Annotated in this window: 15 protein-coding genes; 4 read left to right on the top strand and 11 right to left on the bottom strand. The window is 60.6% G+C overall.

The window, feature by feature from the left end; genetic code table 11:
* Positions 1-19 precede the first annotated feature (19 nt).
* From M6G53_RS09805 to M6G53_RS09825, 5 genes are read right to left on the bottom strand one after another with little or no spacing between them, the layout of a single operon-like run.
* Positions 20-1,054, bottom strand: coding sequence for an ABC transporter permease (locus M6G53_RS09805; RefSeq protein WP_253330869.1), 1,035 nt, complete (start codon positions 1,052-1,054; stop codon positions 20-22).
* Positions 1,055-1,064: 10 nt separating this feature from the next.
* The gene (locus tag M6G53_RS09810; RefSeq protein ID WP_253330871.1) at positions 1,065-2,051 is read right to left on the bottom strand and encodes an ABC transporter permease; all 987 of its coding nucleotides are present in this window, start codon (positions 2,049-2,051) and stop codon (positions 1,065-1,067) included.
* Complete coding sequence (locus M6G53_RS09815; protein WP_253330873.1) at positions 2,044-3,561, bottom strand: sugar ABC transporter ATP-binding protein; 1,518 nt, start codon at positions 3,559-3,561, stop codon at positions 2,044-2,046. Before M6G53_RS09815 ends, M6G53_RS09810 begins: the two co-directional genes overlap by 8 nt.
* Before the next feature lie 2 nt (positions 3,562-3,563).
* Complete coding sequence (locus tag M6G53_RS09820) at positions 3,564-4,547, bottom strand: substrate-binding domain-containing protein (RefSeq protein ID WP_253330874.1); 984 nt, start codon at positions 4,545-4,547, stop codon at positions 3,564-3,566.
* A gap of 48 nt (positions 4,548-4,595) precedes the next feature.
* Positions 4,596-5,414, bottom strand: coding sequence for a DeoR/GlpR family DNA-binding transcription regulator (locus M6G53_RS09825; RefSeq protein ID WP_198636958.1), 819 nt, complete (start codon positions 5,412-5,414; stop codon positions 4,596-4,598).
* A gap of 345 nt (positions 5,415-5,759) precedes the next feature.
* Here M6G53_RS09825 and M6G53_RS09830 point away from each other — a divergent pair, with 345 nt between their 5' ends.
* Complete coding sequence (locus M6G53_RS09830) at positions 5,760-8,966, top strand: hypothetical protein (protein WP_253330875.1); 3,207 nt, start codon at positions 5,760-5,762, stop codon at positions 8,964-8,966.
* A gap of 46 nt (positions 8,967-9,012) precedes the next feature.
* On the opposite strand, the gene M6G53_RS09835 is transcribed toward M6G53_RS09830, so the two are convergent.
* Together M6G53_RS09835 and M6G53_RS09840 are read right to left on the bottom strand one after the other, a co-directional pair.
* On the bottom strand, positions 9,013-9,759 hold the full coding sequence (locus tag M6G53_RS09835; RefSeq protein ID WP_253330876.1) for an SDR family oxidoreductase: 747 nt from the start codon (positions 9,757-9,759) through the stop codon (positions 9,013-9,015).
* A 96-nt stretch (positions 9,760-9,855) separates the two neighbouring features.
* Positions 9,856-10,089 (bottom strand): hypothetical protein, encoded by a 234-nt coding sequence (locus M6G53_RS09840; protein ID WP_253330877.1) that lies wholly within the window; start codon positions 10,087-10,089, stop codon positions 9,856-9,858.
* Between the two features lie 189 nt (positions 10,090-10,278).
* On the opposite strand from M6G53_RS09840, the gene M6G53_RS09845 reads away from it, so the two are divergent.
* From M6G53_RS09845 to M6G53_RS09855, 3 genes are read left to right on the top strand one after another with little or no spacing between them, the layout of a single operon-like run.
* Positions 10,279-10,938, top strand: a complete 660-nt coding sequence (locus M6G53_RS09845) for a response regulator (RefSeq protein WP_019455640.1) — start codon at positions 10,279-10,281, stop codon at positions 10,936-10,938.
* 4 nt (positions 10,939-10,942) lie between these two features.
* Positions 10,943-12,361 (top strand): ATP-binding protein, encoded by a 1,419-nt coding sequence (locus M6G53_RS09850; protein ID WP_253330882.1) that lies wholly within the window; start codon positions 10,943-10,945, stop codon positions 12,359-12,361.
* Entirely contained in the window at positions 12,358-12,888 is a 531-nt protein-coding gene (locus tag M6G53_RS09855) for a GNAT family N-acetyltransferase (RefSeq protein ID WP_253330884.1), read from the top strand. The genes M6G53_RS09850 and M6G53_RS09855 overlap by 4 nt, the downstream gene beginning before the upstream one ends.
* 10 nt (positions 12,889-12,898) lie before the next feature.
* Here the strand turns inward: M6G53_RS09855 and M6G53_RS09860 are convergent, their stop codons facing one another.
* The 4 genes from M6G53_RS09860 to gcvT form a co-directional block, all read right to left on the bottom strand.
* Complete coding sequence (locus M6G53_RS09860; RefSeq protein WP_253330886.1) at positions 12,899-13,864, bottom strand: quinone oxidoreductase family protein; 966 nt, start codon at positions 13,862-13,864, stop codon at positions 12,899-12,901.
* Positions 13,865-13,972: 108 nt separating this feature from the next.
* A complete protein-coding gene (gene gcvP, locus M6G53_RS09865) occupies positions 13,973-16,852 on the bottom strand; it encodes an aminomethyl-transferring glycine dehydrogenase (protein WP_253330888.1) in 2,880 nt (959 codons plus the stop codon).
* 92 nt (positions 16,853-16,944) lie between these two features.
* Entirely contained in the window at positions 16,945-17,331 is a 387-nt protein-coding gene (gene gcvH, locus M6G53_RS09870) for a glycine cleavage system protein GcvH (protein ID WP_253330890.1), read from the bottom strand.
* A 164-nt stretch (positions 17,332-17,495) separates the two neighbouring features.
* Positions 17,496-18,593 carry a glycine cleavage system aminomethyltransferase GcvT gene (gene gcvT / locus M6G53_RS09875; RefSeq protein WP_049232314.1) on the bottom strand — a complete coding sequence of 366 codons (1,098 nt, stop codon included), beginning with the start codon at positions 18,591-18,593 and terminating at the stop codon, positions 17,496-17,498.
* Positions 18,594-18,955 lie beyond the last annotated feature (362 nt).

Consider the following 18,955-nt stretch of genomic DNA (forward strand, 5'->3'; position numbering starts at 1 on the left):
GCGCAAAAGGGAAAAAGGATCAGTGGCCCGCTGCGGCTCTGGCCTGTGCCGCGCTGCGGCGCATCGCCCGCCGCTGCCGATAGCGATGGCGGAAAAACTTCAGCGCCAGCACCACGATCAGCACCGCGCCCCACATCGCCAGACTGAAATGTGGGCTGACGTTCATCAGGTTCAAACCGGTGGCGATCACCTGCAGCACGATAAGCGCCAGGACCACACCGCTGACCCGGCCGAAGCCGCCGAACGGATCGGTGCCGCCCAGAATGATTGCCAGCACCGTGAGCAACAGATAAGAATCGCCGTAGCCCATGCGCGCCGAGTTGAAGCGCGCCATCATCACCAGCCCGGCGATCACGCACAGCAGGCTGGAGAGGGTGTAAATGGCGATCAGCACCCGGTGGGTATTCACGCCGCTGAAGTGGGTGGCGTTGATGTTGCTGCCGCTCATGTAGATGCATTTGCCGAGCCGGGTTTTCTGCAAGAACAGCGCCAGCAGCGCGGCGACCGCCAGGAAGATCCACAGCGGTACCGGCACGCCCAGCACGCGCTCGGCGCCGATAAACCGCACGATCTCCGGCATGCCACTCAGGGCCGCGCCGCGCGTCAGGTAGATGCCGATGCCGTTGACCGTGGTCATGGTCGCCAGCGTCACCAGAATCGGATGCGCGCCGACATAGGCCACCAACGCGCCGGTCGCCGCGCCGATAAACCCGGCCAGCAACATCGCCGCCGCCAGCGCCAACGCCAGCCACAGCGCCTGCAACCCCAGCCCGGCGTCCGCCGGCAGATAGCTGATGAACAGCCAGGCCATCAGCAGGCTGGTCAGGTTGGCGCTAGCGATAATGCACAGGTTCAGGCCGCCGCTGAGGATCGGGATGAACATCGCCAGGGTCAGCAGGCCCAGCTCCGGCAGCTGGAACGCCACGCTGGTGAAGGTGGCGCCGCTGAAGAAGCGCCCCGGCATCAGCAGGCTGAAGGCCAGCACCACCGCCAGCAGCAGCGCCAACAGACCGACGGCGGTGCCGTCCGGACGAAATTTCAGGTAGTTGCCCATCAGGCGCTCCTCAGGCGAAACCGACGTCGGTTTCTTTGCGTTTCTTGTAGTGGGTGACGGTGATCGCCGCGACGATCACCAGGCCGATCACCACGTTCATGAAGTAGCTGGACACGCCGATCAGGTTGAGGCCGTTTTTCAGCACGCCGATCAGAAACACGCCCATCAGCGTGCCGATCACGCTGCCCTTGCCACCGTTCAGGCTGGCGCCGCCCAACACCGCCGCCGCCAGTACATCGAGCTCACCGCCCACCAGCGCGTTGGGCACCACCTCCCCCATGCGGTACACCTGCACCAGGCCGCCGATCGCCGCCATCGCGCCCAAATAGCCGTAGGCGAACAGGTGCAGCAGGCCGACGCGGATGCCGATGCGCCGCGCCGATTCTGCATCGCCGCCCACGGCAAACAGCTGACGCCCGAGGTGGGTCTTGTTCAGCAGCAGCCAGGTCAGCAGCGCCACCGCCAGCATCACCAGCGTCGGCAAACCGAGCTGATAGCTCTGTTCACCCCATTGGAACGGCAGCACGCTGCGCGGCAACGTCCACCAGTCCGGCAGCGCGTACAGGCTGCGGCCGTTGGTCAGCCACATCAGCATGCCGAACAACAACGCCTGCATGCTGATGGTGACGATGATCGAGACGATGCGCAGGCAGTAGATCAACAGCGCGTTGACCATGCCCAGCACGGCGCCGATCGCCAACGCCAGCAGAATGCTGCCCGCCGGGCTGGCCAGCCCGTAGTGGGTCGCCAGCGTGGCGATCAGGTACTGCACCACCGAGGCCACCGCCGCGAAGGAGATATCGATACCGCCGGTCACCAGCACCACGAACAGGCCGAGGGCGAAAATGCCGCTCACCGCATAGCTTTCGCTGAGATCGAGCAGGTTCTGCACCGTCAAAAACCGATCGCTGAGCAGCGAAAAAACGATGACCGTCAGCAGCAGTACCCAGGCCAGGTAGCCTTCGTTGCCGCGCGGTTTCAGGCTGAATCTACGCATTGACCGCCTCCGCCAGCTGTTGCTGGCTCACCTGCCCCGGCAGGTATTCGCCGATCACGCTGCCGCCGCTGAAGTGCAGCACCCGATCGCAGTTGTAATACACCTCCGGCACCTCGTCGGAGATCAGCAAAATGGCGATCCCCTCCTGCGCCAGCAGATGGATCAGTTGGTAGATGCTGGCCTTGGCGCCAACGTCGACGCCGACGGTCGGCGAGTCGAGGATCAGGATCCGCGGCTGGGTCAGCACCCACTTGGCCAACACGATCTTTTGCTGATTGCCGCCGGACAGCGTCGAAACCGCCTGCTCCGGATCCGCCACCCGCACGCCGAGTTTGGCGATCCACTCCGCGACGATGCGATTCTTGCGGTCGTCGTCAATCAGGCGAAAACGCCCGCGCAGCTTATCGAGAATGGTCAGCACCACGTTGTCCGCCACCGACTGTTGCTGCACCAGGCCGAGCGTCAGGCGATCCTCCGAGACGTAGCCGATGCCGGCCTTGATCGCGTCCTCATGGCCGCGAAAGCGCACCGGTTTGCTGTCGAGGTAGAGCTTGCCGCTGTCCGGCCGGGTCATGCCGAACAGGCTCAGCGCCAGCTCGGTGCGCCCGGAGCCGAGCAGGCCGCATAGACCGAGCACCTCGCCCTGATGCAGACGGAAGCTCACGTCCTGATACTGCCCGGCGCGGCTGAGGCGATCCGCCTCCAGCATCACCCGATCCTGATTCATGCTCGGTGACTTCAGGCGATAGTCCAGCTTCAGACCGGTCATCAGCTCGGTCAGACGATCGCCGGTGATCTCCGCCGCTGGCCAGGTGCCGATCTTGTTGCCGTCGCGGATCACCGTGACGCGATCCGAAATCTCCAGCACCTCGTCCAGCCGGTGGCTGACAAACACCACGCAGATGCCTTTCGCTTTCAGGTAATCCACCGTGCGCAGCAGCTGATTGACCTCGGTGCGGGTCAGCGAGGCGGTCGGTTCATCCATGATCACCAGCCGCGCCTCCGCCACCAGCGCGCGGCAGATCGCCACCTGCTGGCGCTGAGCGATCGGCAGCTCCGCCACCCGTTTGTCGAGATCCAGATGGAAATTCAGCTCCTGCAGCAGGCGCTCGGCGGTGCGCCGCAGCCGTGCCGGGCGGTACCACCCCAGCAACCCATGCAGGTTGTGCTCGAAGGCGATGTTTTCCGCCACCGTCAGGTTGGGAAACAGCGACAGATCCTGGTAGATCACCTGAATGCCGAAGGCGCGCGCCTGATCCGGCGACAGCCGACCGAAGGTTTGCCCGTCGAGGGTGATGCGGCTGCCGTCGTCCGGTTGATACACGCCGGCGATCGCCTTGATCAACGTACTCTTGCCGCAGCCGTTGGTGCCCGCCAGGCAGTGCACTTCCCCCGGCATCAGCGCCAGCGAGATAGCGTTCAGCGCCCGCTGGCCGCCAAAGGTCATCGACAACTGTTGCAGTGCGATCAGCGGTGCGCCCTGCGTTGCCGTATTGCCGCAAATCGCCATGATTACAGCCCCATCTTCACCAGCTTCGGCAGGTTTTGCTTATCCAGGCTTTCGGTGGCGTTGCCGAGAATGGTGTGCTGCTGCGCATCCACCTGCACCTTGCCCATGCCTTCGATGGTCATGCCGTCGGTGATCTGTTCTCCCTTGTGCATCATGTCGGCGATGCGCACGAACACTTCGCCCGCCACCCTCGGATTCCAGATATAGCCGCCCTTGATGGCGCCACGGTTGACCAGCGAAGCGCCCTGGCCCGGGCTGAACGGCCCGATGACGCAGATATCGTTGCTTTTGCCGCGGTTGAGCACCGCGCGCCCGGCGCCGATCGGCCCCTGTGAACCAAAGGCCAGCACGCCTTTCAGATCGGGATATTTGGCCATCAGATCGTTGGTGGTGCGCACGCTGTCATCCAGCGATTCGCCCACGCCGAACTTGTCGCCCACCAGCTGCATGTTCGGGTAGTGCTGCTTCTGGTAGTTGATCGCCGAGTCCGACCAGGTGATGTGCAGCGGCACCGTCAGGCTGCCGACGTACACCGCGTACTTGCCCTGCTCTTTCATGCAGGCGGCCAGCGCTTTCATGTGGTTGACGCCGTGCTGCGAGGCGTCCACCAGCTCAAAGTCCCAGTCGGCGTACTTTTGGCCGGGGGATTCGTGCACGATCACCTTGATGCCCGCTTCCTGCGCGCGCTTGAGCACCGGCTCCAGCACCCGGGCGTCGTTCGGCACCACGCCGATGATGTCCACCTTCTGCGCGATCAGATCTTCGATGGCGCGCACCTGCAGCGCCGGATCCGCCGCCGTCGGCCCGACCATCCAGGCATCGATGCCGCGTTTGGCGCCCTCGCTTTTGATGCCGGCCTCCATGGCGTTGAACCAGGGAATGCCGCCGATCTTCACCACCACGCCCATTTTCAGCTTGTCCGCCGCCTGCGCGGAGACCGAAAGCAGCAGCGAGGCAAACAGACCGACCAGTACGGATTTTTTCATTGTTCTCTCTCCACAAGTGTTGGCTGTAATAAAGGGTTTTCGTTGTTGTTATCGCACCGCCCTTTTCGCGGCGGGTGAAACTTCAATCACGTCGACGTTGTTCCAGGCCAGTTCCTGACGAAATTCGTCATCGCTGAGCCGATCGGTGATTAAGGTATCTATCTCCCGGTAGTGGCAGATGCGCGCGAACGAGCGGCGGCCGAACTTGTTGCTGTCCACCAGCAGGAACTTGCGCTCCGACGCCAGCAGCATCTGCTGCTTCAACCGCGCATGGTGCTCGTTGCTCTCGCGGATGCCGCCGTCCTGGCAGATGCCGTGGCAGGAGAAGAACAGCTTGTTGATCACGAACTCCTTCAGCATCTGCTCCGCCAGCACGCCGATAAAATCCTCGTACTTGGCGGAATACTCGCCCCCCAGTCCGATGGTGCGCACGTTGGCCTTGCAGGCCAGCGTCTGGATGATGTGCAGCGAGTTGGTCAACACCACCAGCGAGATATCCGGCAGCTGACGCGCCAAAAACCAGCTGGTGGAACTGCTGTCCAGCAGCAGACAATCCCCCGGCGCGATAAATTCCAGCGCGCGTTTGGCGATGCGCGTTTTCTGCTCCGGCGCCTCGTTGCTGCGCTGGCGGAAAGATTCCCCCTGGTCTATCTCGGCGGGCACATAGGTTTTCTCCACCGCCGGCGGCTCAACGAACACCGCGCCGCCGTGGCTGCGCAGCAGCAAGCCGCGCCGTTCCAGCAAGGCCAGATCACGCCGCGCCGTCTCGATGGAGATGTGGCACAGCTGCGCCACCTCCTGCACCATCACGCGGCCGCGCTGGCTCAAGACTTCGGTGATAAAGCGATGACGTTCTACAGGCAGCATGTTTCTTTTCTCCTCCAGGACGATGATTACGATATCGATTTGCTGCGCCGCGTTTTGCGCGCAGACGCAAAGCGCATCGCCCCGCGATCGGTCAACGATGGCGGTGTGATAGTTGTCAAAAAAATCGGGAAGGAAATGAAATGAATAATTACGAAAGTGTGCAGTAACAGGCAGTTATGATGTGTGTGCGTCTTAGACAGACAGGAGAGAAACGGTAAACGGTCACAATTCCACGCTTCTCGACCTGACCGTTAATGACCGTTTTTGTGGTTTTGACCGAAAGGCGGGCCACATCAGGGCAGCGTTTGGCGTCAGCGCAATCTCATCCGTCATAAATGAAAAATAGTGACGGCCAATCTTGATATATCGGTTTTTTACACTTCAATGCTAGGTGCAATCACTTTTTCTCTGGGGAAAAAAATGAGCTTCCTGGCACTGGAACGTGACGTAGCCGCACTGTATTACGGCATCCTGGGTAAACAGGCCGACCGCGCGACACTTGAATTTTTCGCCAAAAAACTGCATAGCGGCGAGCTGTCGAATAATATGCTGGCCGACTTGCTGATCGGTGCGGATGATGGGCAAAAACGGCTGTCGGCACTCGATGATGCGGGTAAGATCCAATATATTTACCATAATATTCACGGTGTCTATGCCAATACGGAGCAGCTTGCCACGCTGGAAAATCAGCTGAACAGCGGCGCCACGCTCGGGCAAATTGCCGTGCAGCTAAGCAATGGACTACGCGACTATCACGGCAACGACGCCACCGCGATCGCTCAACAACAGCAATTCGACAACACCATCCAGCAAACCCTGTATCCGTCCTTTAACGGCGGCGCAAGCGCGACACAGAGCGCGGCGGATATTCAAGCCATTTACTATGTGCTGAATTCCACCATGGTGCCGCAAGGCATCAACTATTGGGGCCAAAAATTGGCCAGCGCTCAGGCCACGCTTAGCAATATCGCCGATGTGTTCGTCAACACCCGCAGTTATCTGACCTCATTAAACGATCATGATTTCGTTAAGCGGATCTTCGAACAAACCTTCAAACACCCCGCCAGCGAAGAGGATTTACAACGCTATTTAACCGGTCTGCAAGATCACAGCCAATCTCGCGGCGATGTCGTGGTAACAATGATCGCCGAAATCCGCAGCGATACCTCATCCGACCCTGCCGCGGCGAAAAACAGTTTCCTGCTCGCCACCCATGTTTATAAGCCGGGTGAATTGCCGGAAAACAAATACCTTGAAACCGTGACCGCGCTTTACTACGGCGTCGCCGGTTACACCATGGATGCCACGGCCCTGGAGGTCTACAGCAAACAGCTGGCCGCCGGCATGAGCACGGCGGATCTGTTGCGCGGCCTGGCCGGCTCGCCGTCTTTTGCCGACGCGGTGTATTGGGAACAAACGTACGCCAGGCTATTCAATGCCACGCTGAGCGCGGCCGACAGAAGCAAAATCTGGCATGACAGCGGTAACAATGCCTACGTGGCAACCAGTATGCTGATCGACACGTTTCTCAATGGCGGCACGAATAAATCTTACGTTGGCTGGACTTACAATGCGAAAAGCTACGAACGCATCGCCGATGCTCTGGGCTATGCCAAGCAGGCCGTGCTGACAATAAACGACGCAGGCGAATCGGTCGGCGCCATCAACCGCCAGCCCGCTCACAAACTTTCCGACATCGAATGGCATGCGCTTAGAAACGCCGAAATAAACGTCACAAAAGCAGCCAATATCGCGCTTTCTTTTGCCCCTAACCTGCAAACACTCAAAATGACCGGTGACAAGCCAGCGACGCTGGATTTCAGTCGCAATATCGACGTTACGCCCCAAGTCATCCTGGAAAATACGCATGTCTCGTTTATCGGTTCGGCTGGCGATGACCGAATTATCATCTCTGCCCCCGCAGACATGATCAACGCCGATGCCCAAATACAGATGGATCGGGGCGCAGACTGGCTTCTCTGGCAGGGCAACGCCACGCCGGGCCTCGCCAATATCGTCAGCAAGCAGTTCAAGGCGATGGCGGCGCGGTATGACGATCAGGATGCCACCCACGATAACGTGCTTTCCGCCAACTTCCTGACCAAGGACATTTATCTGACCACCGCGGAGAACGGCCAAATACAAGGCAAGATAGTCAGCAACATCAATAACTTTAACTTCTTCCAAAAAATCGATTTGGCAAACTATAAAGGCACGGGCTCAATTTATCTGGACGGTAAATGGGTGGCTAGCGAAGGGAAAAACGTGTTTGATTTCGGCGTCACGCGCGCCGTCGCCAGTATTCACAATGCAGAGTATGCCAACGTGAGCCAGCTGACGCAGGCAACGCCTCCTCCCGCCAGCCCTTACCAAAACGCGACCGGTGACGCCGGGTTTGCTTTGACCGGATTGGCAGACAACGTTACCGTACTCAACATACCGGTAGATCCATGGGGGCTAAATTACAGCTTCCGCACGCTCAGCGTATTGGGTGACGCCACGGCCAACAGCCGCATTCATTTCGATTATCTGTATGACGATCGCTACACGCGCACCACGCCAGTCATGACGATAAAATTCAACGCTGCGCACGCTGACAAGATCGATGCCGGCACCCTGAGCTTCGCCATTAAACAACTGCAAGGCCCTACGCCGGAAAGCAACATCTATGGATATATCGATATTCTCTCATCCGGCTCGGCAGAGAACACCTTGCGGTTAGCCGGCGATCAAAACGCGATCGGCATGGTGACCCTGTCCGGCGACAAGCGGCTGAATCTGACCATCAAGCAGGATTTCAGCACCCATCTGACCCAGATCAACAGCAACGGCACCCCGCTGAACCTGCTGGCCGAAAAGGGTGGCACCGGCGGCGGCGCCCTGTACGATCTTTTGGGGCCATCCTATGTGAAATATGCGGCGATACGCAGCGAACTCAGCGGCTATCAACTGGCTATCAACACCCACTCGCAGAAGAGCGATACGCTTAACCTACAAGGGAACACCACCCTAACACGCGATCTGCAAAACAAGTCTGCCGGTGACACCATTATCTTCAAGGAGAGCGCGATAGACAGTCTGGTGACCTTGAAAGCCGTCGCCCCCTGGTCCTCCACCACCACACCCACCTTGGGCAACAATGATACGCTTATCGTAGGAGACAGCACCAATCCGTGGATCTTCTCCAGCCAGGGGCGGCAAACCATGATCGGCTATGGCGAATACAGTGCCAGTGAAACCACCGCCCTGTTTAATTCACTGAATCTAAGCCCCACCGCCACTGCCTTTGATTTGTTCCGAGAGACGCTTGCCACGGTCACCCATGGCGCCAGCGAAGACCGTTTAAGTGAGGTTGGCGTGCTGAAACTCGATAAAAACAGTTTTGTCATTATCGACAGCAATCATAATCACACCTTCGATCGTGACGATATCGTCTTTTCATTGGGCAACATGAGCGTCAGCGATACGCTTAAGCTGGTACACTACACCCCGCCTAAAATTGAAATCAGCGCCTCCGCGGCGCATTCTCAGGTGCTTGAAAGCGTTATTTAAACGACTGCCAAGGGAAATATCGCACAGGTATTTCCCTTGGCCACACTCAACGCCCGCCTGCGGCTTCGATAAAGGTGCCGGTCACGTAAGAGGCGGCGTCAGACAGCAACCAGGCGATCGCCTCCGCCACTTCCTGCGGCTGCCCACCGCGCTGCATCGGCAAACTGCCTTTGACGCGATCCACCCGCCCCGGCTCACCGCCGCTGGCGTGCATCTCGGTATAAATAAATCCGGGCCGCACGCCGTTGACGCGAATGCCCTGCGCCGCCACTTCCCGCGATAATCCGACAGTCAGGGTATCGACGGCGCCTTTCGACGCGGCATAGTCCACATACTCCCCCGGCGCGCCTAAACGAGAAGCGGCGGAGGAAACGTTGACGATGGCGCCGCCCAGCCCGCCATGGCGCTGCGCCATGCGCTTCACCGCCTCGCGGCAGCACAGGAAGTAACCGGTGACGTTGGTGCCGAGTACCTGATTGATGCGCTCGGCGGTCAACTGCTCAATGTTTGCCTGCCGGAACAGAATCCCGGCATTGTTGACCAGCGCACTGAGCGTGCCCAGCCCGGCATCCAGCGCGGCGAACATCGCCATCACCTGCGCTTCGTCGGCCACGTCGGCCTGCAACGCCAGCGCCTTGCCGCCCTGCGCCTCAATCTCCGCTACCACCTGCCGCGCCGCGTTTTTATCGCGCAGGTAATTCACGCCCACCGCATAGCCCTGCCGGGCCAGCAACAAGGCGGCCGCACGGCCAATTCCCCGGCTCGCGCCGGTTACCAATGCCACTTTCGTCATACTGCTTTTTCTCTGGTTGGCTATCTCAACATCGCGGCCTGCACACAGGCGCCCCGTTTGCCCGTCAGAGTATAGAGCGGTGCCCTGAAATACGCTTCAAAGCTGAGTCAGGCGGCGCAGCTGCTTTTTAATGCACGCTTTGACGCAGCCGCAGGCGTCCGGCGTCGTCACCTGATGAACCCGCTGCAAGCCGGCAACATGCAGGCCGTTGTGGCCATGGCTCTGCACATCGCCGCGAAAAGACAGCATCAACAGAACGAGCACTGCCGCCACGCCTGAATACATCAGCCGTCGCGCGGTGCCCGCAAGTGGGGAACCGTCAGTCTGCATGTCTCGCTCCTTCTGTCGTGATATCGAATGCCAGTAAAATAATGGAAATTCCCCCGCGTTCCCTTAACGCGAGATTAAAGCCAGATTAAGATTAGCTTAAGAACGCGCAGGCAAAGCGGGTTTCGCCGTTGTCTTCCCGTCAGGGTTATAGTTAGATAATCGCGACTCAAAGATCTCAGCGGAACAAACGTGAACATACTGTTGGTGGAAGACGACCTGCAATTAGGCAAGGCGCTGTGCCGCGCATTGGAGCTGACCGGCTTTAATTTGTGCTGGGTGCGTCTGCTCGCGGACGCGGAAAATAAACTCTCACCCGGCGGGTTCGATCTGATGCTGCTGGATCTCACGCTGCCGGACGGCGACGGGTTGCAAAAGCTGATCGCCTGGCGCGCCGCCGGGCAAAATATCCCGATTATCATCCTGACCGCCCGCGACCGTATCGAAAGCCTGGTGAACAGCCTGGACTCCGGCGCGGACGACTTTCTGGCCAAACCCTTTGCGCTGCCCGAGCTCATCTCGCGCGTCAAGGCGGTCAACCGGCGCATGGCGGGCTTCGCGTCGCAAACCTGGAGCCTCGGCACGCTGTACCTCGATCCGGTCAACCATCAGGTAACGCTGGATAACGAACTGCTGATGCTGTCGAAAAAAGAGTATCACCTGTTGCACGAGCTAATGCGCTGTGCCGGCACCGTGGTGCGCAAAGCGGTGCTGGAACAGCGGCTGTTCGGCCACGGCGACAGCGTGGAAAGCAATTCGCTGGAAGTGCACATGCATAATTTACGGCGCAAGATCGGTAAAGAAAGAATTATTACCGTACGCGGCATTGGCTATTTGCTGAAGAAAGAGTAGCAGGATGATCGGTTTCAAATCCTTCTTTATGCGCACCATTATTTTCCAGGTTCTGGCCATTTTATTATTGTGGGGGATCCTCGTCGCCTGGGTGAAATATTGGTATTACCCCGACATGGAAAAATATTTCGATAACCAGCAACGCATCGTCGCCGTGGGCATCGCCAATATTCTCGATGAGACCGGCACCGACAATATCGATTACCGCGGCATCATCAAGACCATTGAAGGCATGTACATTGATTCCATCAATAACGGCATGCAGGATCAAATCGATTATCACCCGCTGTTCGTGGTTTACGATCGGGACAACCGGGTGCTTTACAGTTCGCAGACGCAGGGAGAACCGCTGCGCCTGCCGCCTTCGGTCCTGTCCGGCTCCGTCAACTACGCGGGCGCCAACTGGCATCTCGCCGGCAGCTGGAGCGAAAAACGGCAGTATCGGGTGATCGTCGGCGAGTCGTTCAACGATCGCACCACGCTGTTCGGCAACCCGGCGGAGAGCACCGCCGTGCCGCTGCTGGGCATTCTGGCGGCGATCATCATCACTTTGCTGTTTACCGCCTACTTCAGCCTGCGGCCGCTGCGCCAGATCGCCCGCACCATCTCCGATCGCCAGCCGGGCAATCTGTCACCGATCAACGTCAGCGAACAGTATCAGGAAATCCGGCCGGTGGTGGTGGAAGTCAACAAGCTGATGGCGCGCATCGACGCCGCCAATCAGCGCGAAAAACGCTTTATGGCCGATGCGGCGCACGAGCTGCGCACGCCGATCGCCGCCGTGCTGGCGCAGCTGCACCTGCTGACCCAGGTCTCGGAGCAGCAGGAGCGCCGGGAGATCATCGGCGACATGCAGCAGGGGCTGGATCGCGCGGCGTCGCTGTCGCGCCAGCTGATCAACCTGGCCAAGCTGGAGGCGGAAGATTTTCCGCTGAAAATTGAGGCGGTGGACATCTACGCAGAGATCGGCAAATGCATCGCGCAGCACGTCCCCTATGCGCTGGAAAAGGACGTTGAACTGTCACTCGACGGCAGCGAGGACGTGGTGGTGAGTACCGATCGCCCTGCGCTGATCGCCATCTTCACCAACCTGCTGGACAACGCGCTCAAGTACGCGCCGCCCGGTAGCCGCATCGAAGCCAATATCCGTTCGCTGGCACCGCTCGGCTGCTATATTACGTTGCGCGACAACGGCCCCGGAGTGAGCGAAGAGCACCTTCCGCGCCTGTTTGAACGCTTTTACCGCGTGCCCGGCACGCAGCAAACCGGCAGCGGGTTGGGATTGGCCATCGCCCGGAATCTGGCCGACAAAATCGGTGCGCAGCTGCGCGTCACCGAAGGCCTCGACGATCGCGGCATCGGTTTTATTATCGATTTGCCGGAAAGCTACCGGCCACCTACCGAGAGTGAACAACGACCATGAGCGACCCTGTCCTGCTGCAACGGCAACAACTCGACCGGCTATGGGATATCGACCGCAGCGAAATCATCGACACTCTGTATCGCCTGCAGGACGGCAAACTGCAACCTTATGCGGACTACTACGACATACGCGGCTGGGATCCGCACGATCGGGAAACCTATACGCCGATCCACGAAGCGTGCTTCGATCGCGGCGGCGCGTTCTTCGCGCGGTTCGAAGGCGAGGAGATCGTCGCGGCGGCGGCGTTGGACACCGAGCCGCGCGGCCCGCAGCGGGATCTGCGCCAGCTGCTGTTTTTTTACGTCAGCGCACACAAACGCGGCCAGGGGTTAGGCAAGCAGCTGTTTCAGCTCTGCCTGCATCAGGCGGCGCAGGCTGGCGCCGCCGGGCTGTACGTTTCTTCCATCCCCAACAAAAGCACCGTGGACTTCTATCTGGCGCAGGGCTGCCGGCTCGTCGAGCGCCCGGATGCCGAGCTGTTCGCCCGCGAGCCGGAGGATATTCATCTGATCTGCCCTTGCCGCTAGCGGCCGGGGCCTAACGGGCGATGCGTATCACCGAACGCACGTCGCTTTTCTTGTTCAGATCCCACACCTCGGCGATCTCCGCCAGCGCGTGCTCCTGCGTCTCGATAGTGAGCGCGCCCGTCGCCGCCAGCGCCAAAATCTCGGTCGCGTAGCGCTGCATCTCCGGGATCGGCGGGAAGTTGCCGGTGCCGCTGCCGAGGATCTGCAGCTGATTGCTGCGCAATACCGCCGCCGGCAGCCGGATGTCCGGCGCGGCCATCGAGCCGACGTTGACCAGGCGAACACCGCGCCCGCCGGCGTAAGACGAGAGATCGTGATTATTGAGCGTCGCGAGCAGCGCTTCGGTCGCCGGGCCCCAGATATAATCGACGATCACCTGATACCCCCCCGCCCCCGCCGCCGCTGCGAAAGCCTGCGTCAGTGCCTCGCCCTGCAAGCCCAGATCCACCGTGGCATCCACGCCTAACGCCTCCAGCACGCTCAGCCGACGGCCGGCGGCAACGATGCGCCCGGCTCCCGCCTGACGCGCCGCGGCAACCGCCAGTTTGCCCGAGGTGCCGGTGGCGCCGATGATCAGCACCGTTTCGCCGGGCTGCAGATCCGCTCGCCAACGCAGCGGCAGCCAGGCGGCGAAGGCCGGGTTGATCAGCGCCGCCGCCGTCGCATCGTCCACCGCCTCCGGCACCGGCACCGTCCATGACGCGACGCTGCGCTCAGCCATCGCGCCGTAAGGACGGCGGAAGGAGGCGAAATAGACCCGTTTCCCGTCCGCCGTACGGCCCACGCCGTCGGTGCCGGGCACGATCGGCAACTGCTTCGGGCTGGAGTAATGGGTGCCGGCGACGGTGGCGCGATCCAGCTGCTTGATGCCGGCTGCCAGAACGTCGATCGGCACTTCATTCGCCTGCGCCTGAGGCTCCTCAAAGGTGCCGAAAATCGGGGCTTGCCCCAACGCTGTTACGATTGCCGCTTGCATGGTGACTCCTCAAATCGTGGGAACGTACAGAAAAGAATAGGCCGCAATAAAATAAAAAGGGACACCGCATGATGCGGTGTCCCCCGAACGCAAGCTTTGCCGAACGTGTTATTCGTAATCGCTCATCGGCACGCAAGAGCAGAACAGGTTACGGTCGCCGTACACGTCGTCCAGACGCTTGACGCTCGGCCAGTACTTGTTCTCGCGCACGCCGGCCACCGGGAACACCGCCAGCTCACGGCTGTACGGGTGCTGCCAGTCGTTGACCAGCTCCGCCTGCACGTGCGGCGCATTCACCAGCGGGTTGTCTTCCAGCGGCCACTCGCCTTTAGCGACGCGGTCGATCTCGCTGCGGATTGCCAGCATCGCATCGATAAAGCGATCCAGCTCCACCTTGCTTTCCGACTCGGTTGGCTCGACCATCAGCGTGCCCGCCACCGGGAACGACATGGTCGGCGCGTGGAAGCCGAAGTCGATCAGGCGCTTGGCGATGTCCATTTCGCTGATGCCGGTCTCTTCCTTCAGCGGACGAATATCAAGGATACATTCGTGCGCCACGCGGTGATCGCGGCCGGTATACAGAATCGGGTATGCGCCTTTCAGGCGGGTAGCGATGTAGTTGGCGTTCAGGATCGCCATCTGGCTGGCCTGCTTCAGGCCTTCCGCGCCCATCATGCGGATGTACATCCAGCTGATTGGCAGGATGGAGGCGCTGCCGAACGGCGCTGCGGAAACCGCGCCCTGCTGGGTGGTTACGCCATCGATCTGCACCACGCTGTGGCCCGGCACGAACGGCGCCAGGTGCGCTTTCACGCCGATCGGGCCCATGCCCGGGCCGCCGCCGCCGTGCGGAATGCAGAAGGTTTTATGCAGGTTGAGGTGCGAAACGTCCGCGCCGATGTAGCCCGGCGTGGTGATGCCCACCTGGGCGTTCATGTTGGCGCCGTCCAGATACACCTGGCCGCCGAACTGATGCACGATCTGGCACACTTCGCGGATGGTTTCTTCATACACGCCGTGGGTCGACGGGTAGGTCACCATGATGCAAGAGAGTTCTTCGCCTGCCTGCTCCGCCTTGACGCGCAGATCGTGCAGATCGATGTTGCCGTTCTTGTCGCAGGCGACCACCACCACACTCATGCCCGCCATTTGGGCGGAGGCCGGGTTGGTGCCGTGCGCGGAGCTCGGGATCAGGCAGACGTGGCGGCCTGCTTCATTGCGGCTTTCGTGATAGCGACGGATCGCCAGCAGGCCGGCGTATTCGCCCTGCGCGCCGGAGTTCGGCTGCATGCACACCGCGTCATAGCCGGTTAGCTGCACCAGCCACTGAGACAGTTGGCCGATCATCTGCTGGTAGCCGGCAGCCTGCTCCGGCGGGCAGAATGGGTGCAGCTCGGAGAATTCAGGCCAGGTGATCGGGATCATCTCCGCCGCCGCGTTCAATTTCATGGTGCAAGAGCCCAGCGGGATCATCGCCTGGTTCAGCGCCAGATCCTTGCGTTCCAGACGATGCATGTAACGCATCATCTCGGTTTCGCTGTGATAACGATTGAATACCGGATGGGTCAGGATCGGATCCTGGCGCAGCATGGCGGCCGGGATGGATTGACTGTTCTTGCTCACCGCCGCGTCCAGCGCGTCGATGTCCAGGCCGTGGTTGTCGCCGGCCAGCAGTGCGAACAGCGTCTGCACGTCTTCACGCGAGGTGGCTTCGTCCAGCGTGATGCCTACGGCACCGTGGATATCGGTACGCAGGTTGATGCCGAAGCTCAGCGCGCGTTCCAGCACCGCCGCCTTGTCTTTCACTTCAACGGTCAGGGTGTCGAACCAGGTGCTGTGGCGCAGCGTCAGGCCGGCCTGACGCAGCCCGGCGGCCAGAATGTCGGTCAGGCGATGGATACGCCCGGCGATGCGCTGCAGCCCTTGCGGGCCGTGGTACACCGCGTACAGGCTGGCGATGTTGGCCAGCAGCACCTGCGAGGTACAGATATTCGAGTTAGCCTTCTCGCGACGGATATGCTGCTCGCGGGTCTGCATCGCCATGCGCAGCGCGGTGTTGCCGGCGGCATCGCGGGAAACGCCGATGATGCGGCCCGGCATCGAGCGTTTAAACTCGTCGCGGCAGGCGAAGAAGGCGGCATGCGGGCCGCCGTAGCCCATCGGCACGCCGAAGCGCTGCGCGGAGCCGAACACCACGTCGGCGCCCTGCTTGCCCGGCGCGGTCAGCAGCACCAGGGCCATGATGTCGGCGGCCACGCTGGTGATGATTTTGCGCGATTTCAATTCGGCCAGCAGCGCGCTGTAGTCGTGCAGTTCGCCGGTGGTGCCCACCTGTTGCAGCAGCACGCCGAACACGCCGTCCAGCTCCAGCACTTTTTCCGCTTTATCGACGATGACGTCGAAGCCGAAGGTTTCGGCGCGGGTGCGCACCACGTCCAGCGTCTGCGGATGCACGTCGTCGGCCACGAAGAAGCGGTTGGCGTCTTTCAGCTTGCTGGCGCGTTTGGCCAGGGCCATCGCTTCGGCGGCGGCGGTGGCTTCATCCAGCAGCGAAGCGGAAGCCAGATCCAGGCCGGTCAGATCGAGGGTCACGGTCTGGAAGTTCAGCAGCGCTTCCAGGCGGCCCTGCGACACTTCCGGCTGATAAGGGGTGTAAGCGGTGTACCAGCCCGGGTTTTCCAGCATGTTGCGCAGGATCACCGGCGGCGTCAGCACGGCGCTGTAGCCCATGCCGATATAGGATTTGTAGCGCTGATTTTGCGAGGCGATCGCCTTCAGCTCAGCCAGCGCCTGGTGTTCGGTCGCCGCGTCGCCGACCGGCGGCGGCCCCGGCAGCTGAATGTCCGCCGGCACGATCTGTTGGATCAGCGCGCTGAGCGAGCGAGCGCCCACCGCTGCCAGCAACTCCTGACGTTGTTCCGCAGAAGAGCCGATGTGGCGTTCGATGAACGCTTCGCTGTGTTCGAGTTGGCTGAGTGTCTGAGTCATTGCTACAAATTCCTGAATGCTTGCGTGAAACGGGATATAGCTTGAGCGGTCACTAAAACGCCCCGGCCGAAAGGCCTGGGGCGTGGTCACGATTACTCGTCGATCGAGGCCTGATAAGCCGCGGCGTTTAGCAGGTTCGCCAGCTCGCCTTCGTCGGAGGCTTTAATCTGGAACAGGAAGCCGTCACCGTAGGGCTCGCTGTTCACCAGTTCCGGGGAGCTTTCCAGCTCACCGTTTACCGCCACGATTTCGCCGCTGATTGGCGCGTAAATGTCCGACGCCGCCTTAACGGATTCCGCCACGGCGCAATCTTCACCGGCGGCGACTTTGCGGCCCACTTCCGGCAGATCGACAAATACCATATCGCCCAGCAGTTCCTGCGCGTGTTCGGTGATGCCTACGGTGTAAACGCCGTTACCTTCTGAACGAACCCACTCGTGGGAGGATGCGTATTTCAATTCTGTTGGCACATTGCTCATAGCCGGTTACTCCTTCGAAGAAATAATTTCCCGTCGTCTTTCACACTGCAGCGTTGTTGGCTGCGTACGTTCACCTCGGTCACTTACCGCAGTAAGCTCCCGAGGACTCGCGCACTTGCCGCCTAGCCGCAGCGCGAAATCCCTAGGGAAGAATCAATAAAAAATCAATTTGTCAGCGGCTTGCCGGCACGAACGAAACCGGGCTTGGTCACTTTGACCGGCATTTCGCGGTTGCGGATCTGCACGATGGCCTGCTCGCCGATACCTGCCGGCACGCGCGCCAGCGCGATGCTGAAGCCCAGCGTCGGAGAGAACGAACCGCTGGTGATCACGCCTTCGTGGGTTTGCCCCGCCGCGTCGGTGAAACGCACCGGCAGCTCATTACGTAATACGCCTTTTTCCGTCATGATCAAGCCGACCAGTTGCTCGGTGCCCTGCTCGCGCTGTTGTTCCAGCGCTTCGCGGCCGATGAAACGGCGATCTTCCGGCTGCCAGGCGATGGTCCAGCCCATGTTGGCGGCCAGCGGCGAAACGCCTTCGTCCATCTCTTGCCCGTAGAGGTTCATGCCCGCTTCCAGACGCAGCGTGTCGCGCGCGCCCAGACCGGCCGGTTTGACGCCCGCGGCCAGCAATTTTTGCCAGAAATCCGCCGCCTGCGCTTTCGGCAGCGCGATCTCATAGCCGGCCTCGCCGGTGTAACCGGTGGTGGCGATAAACAGCTCGCCGGCCTGCACGCCGAAGAACGGCTTCATGCCTTCGACCGCGCTTTTTTGTTCCGGGGTGAACAGGGTGCCGGCGCGCTCTTTGGCCTGCGGGCCCTGCACCGCGATCAGCGCCAGATCGTCGCGTACCGTCAGCGCAACGCCATACGGCGCGGCGTGCTCTTCGATCCAGGCCAGGTCTTTGTCGCGCGTGGCGGAGTTCACCACCAGGCGGAAATAGTCTTCAGTGAGGAAATAAACGATCAGGTCGTCGATCACGCCGCCGGAGGCATTCAGCATGCCGGTGTACAGCGCCTTGCCGGGTTGGGTCAGTTTGGCGACGTCGTTCGCCAGCAGATAACGCAGAAATTCGCGGGTGCGGGCGCCGTGCAGATCCACGATGGTCATGTGAGACACGTCGAACATGCCGGCATCCTGACGCACCGCGTGGTGCTCATCGAGCTGCGAGCCGTAGTGCAGCGGCATCATCCAGCCGTGAAAGTCTACCATGCGCGCACCGCACGCCACGTGCTGGTCGTACAGTGGGGTTTGCTTTGCCATCTTTTCCCTCTTTCCACTCGTCGCTAGAAGTTAGGGTGCTGCCACGCAATGCGGCGGAGCCTGGCTCGCGGCCCGATCGCCATGGCGCACTGACTGCTCAACACAAATGCTGCGCCGGGACGGGCGGAAACTGTGTGCAACCGCCGTGACGCAAACGATACCTTTCCCTCGAACTTATCACCGAACGCCCCCATTAACCATAAGTTAAAATAGGCTCATCGCCGTTCCGGGGCGGTAAAATGCCGGGCTAGTGTGCAGAGTTTTTCACTGGAAAAATGCGCTTTAAGGCACAAAATTAACAATTAAAGCGGCAAAACTCCGAAGTTATATAACAAACCGACGGCCGCACATGAGATTCCGAC

The organism is Serratia nevei (assembly GCF_024160145.1).
Taxonomy (GTDB): domain Bacteria; phylum Pseudomonadota; class Gammaproteobacteria; order Enterobacterales; family Enterobacteriaceae; genus Serratia; species Serratia nevei_A.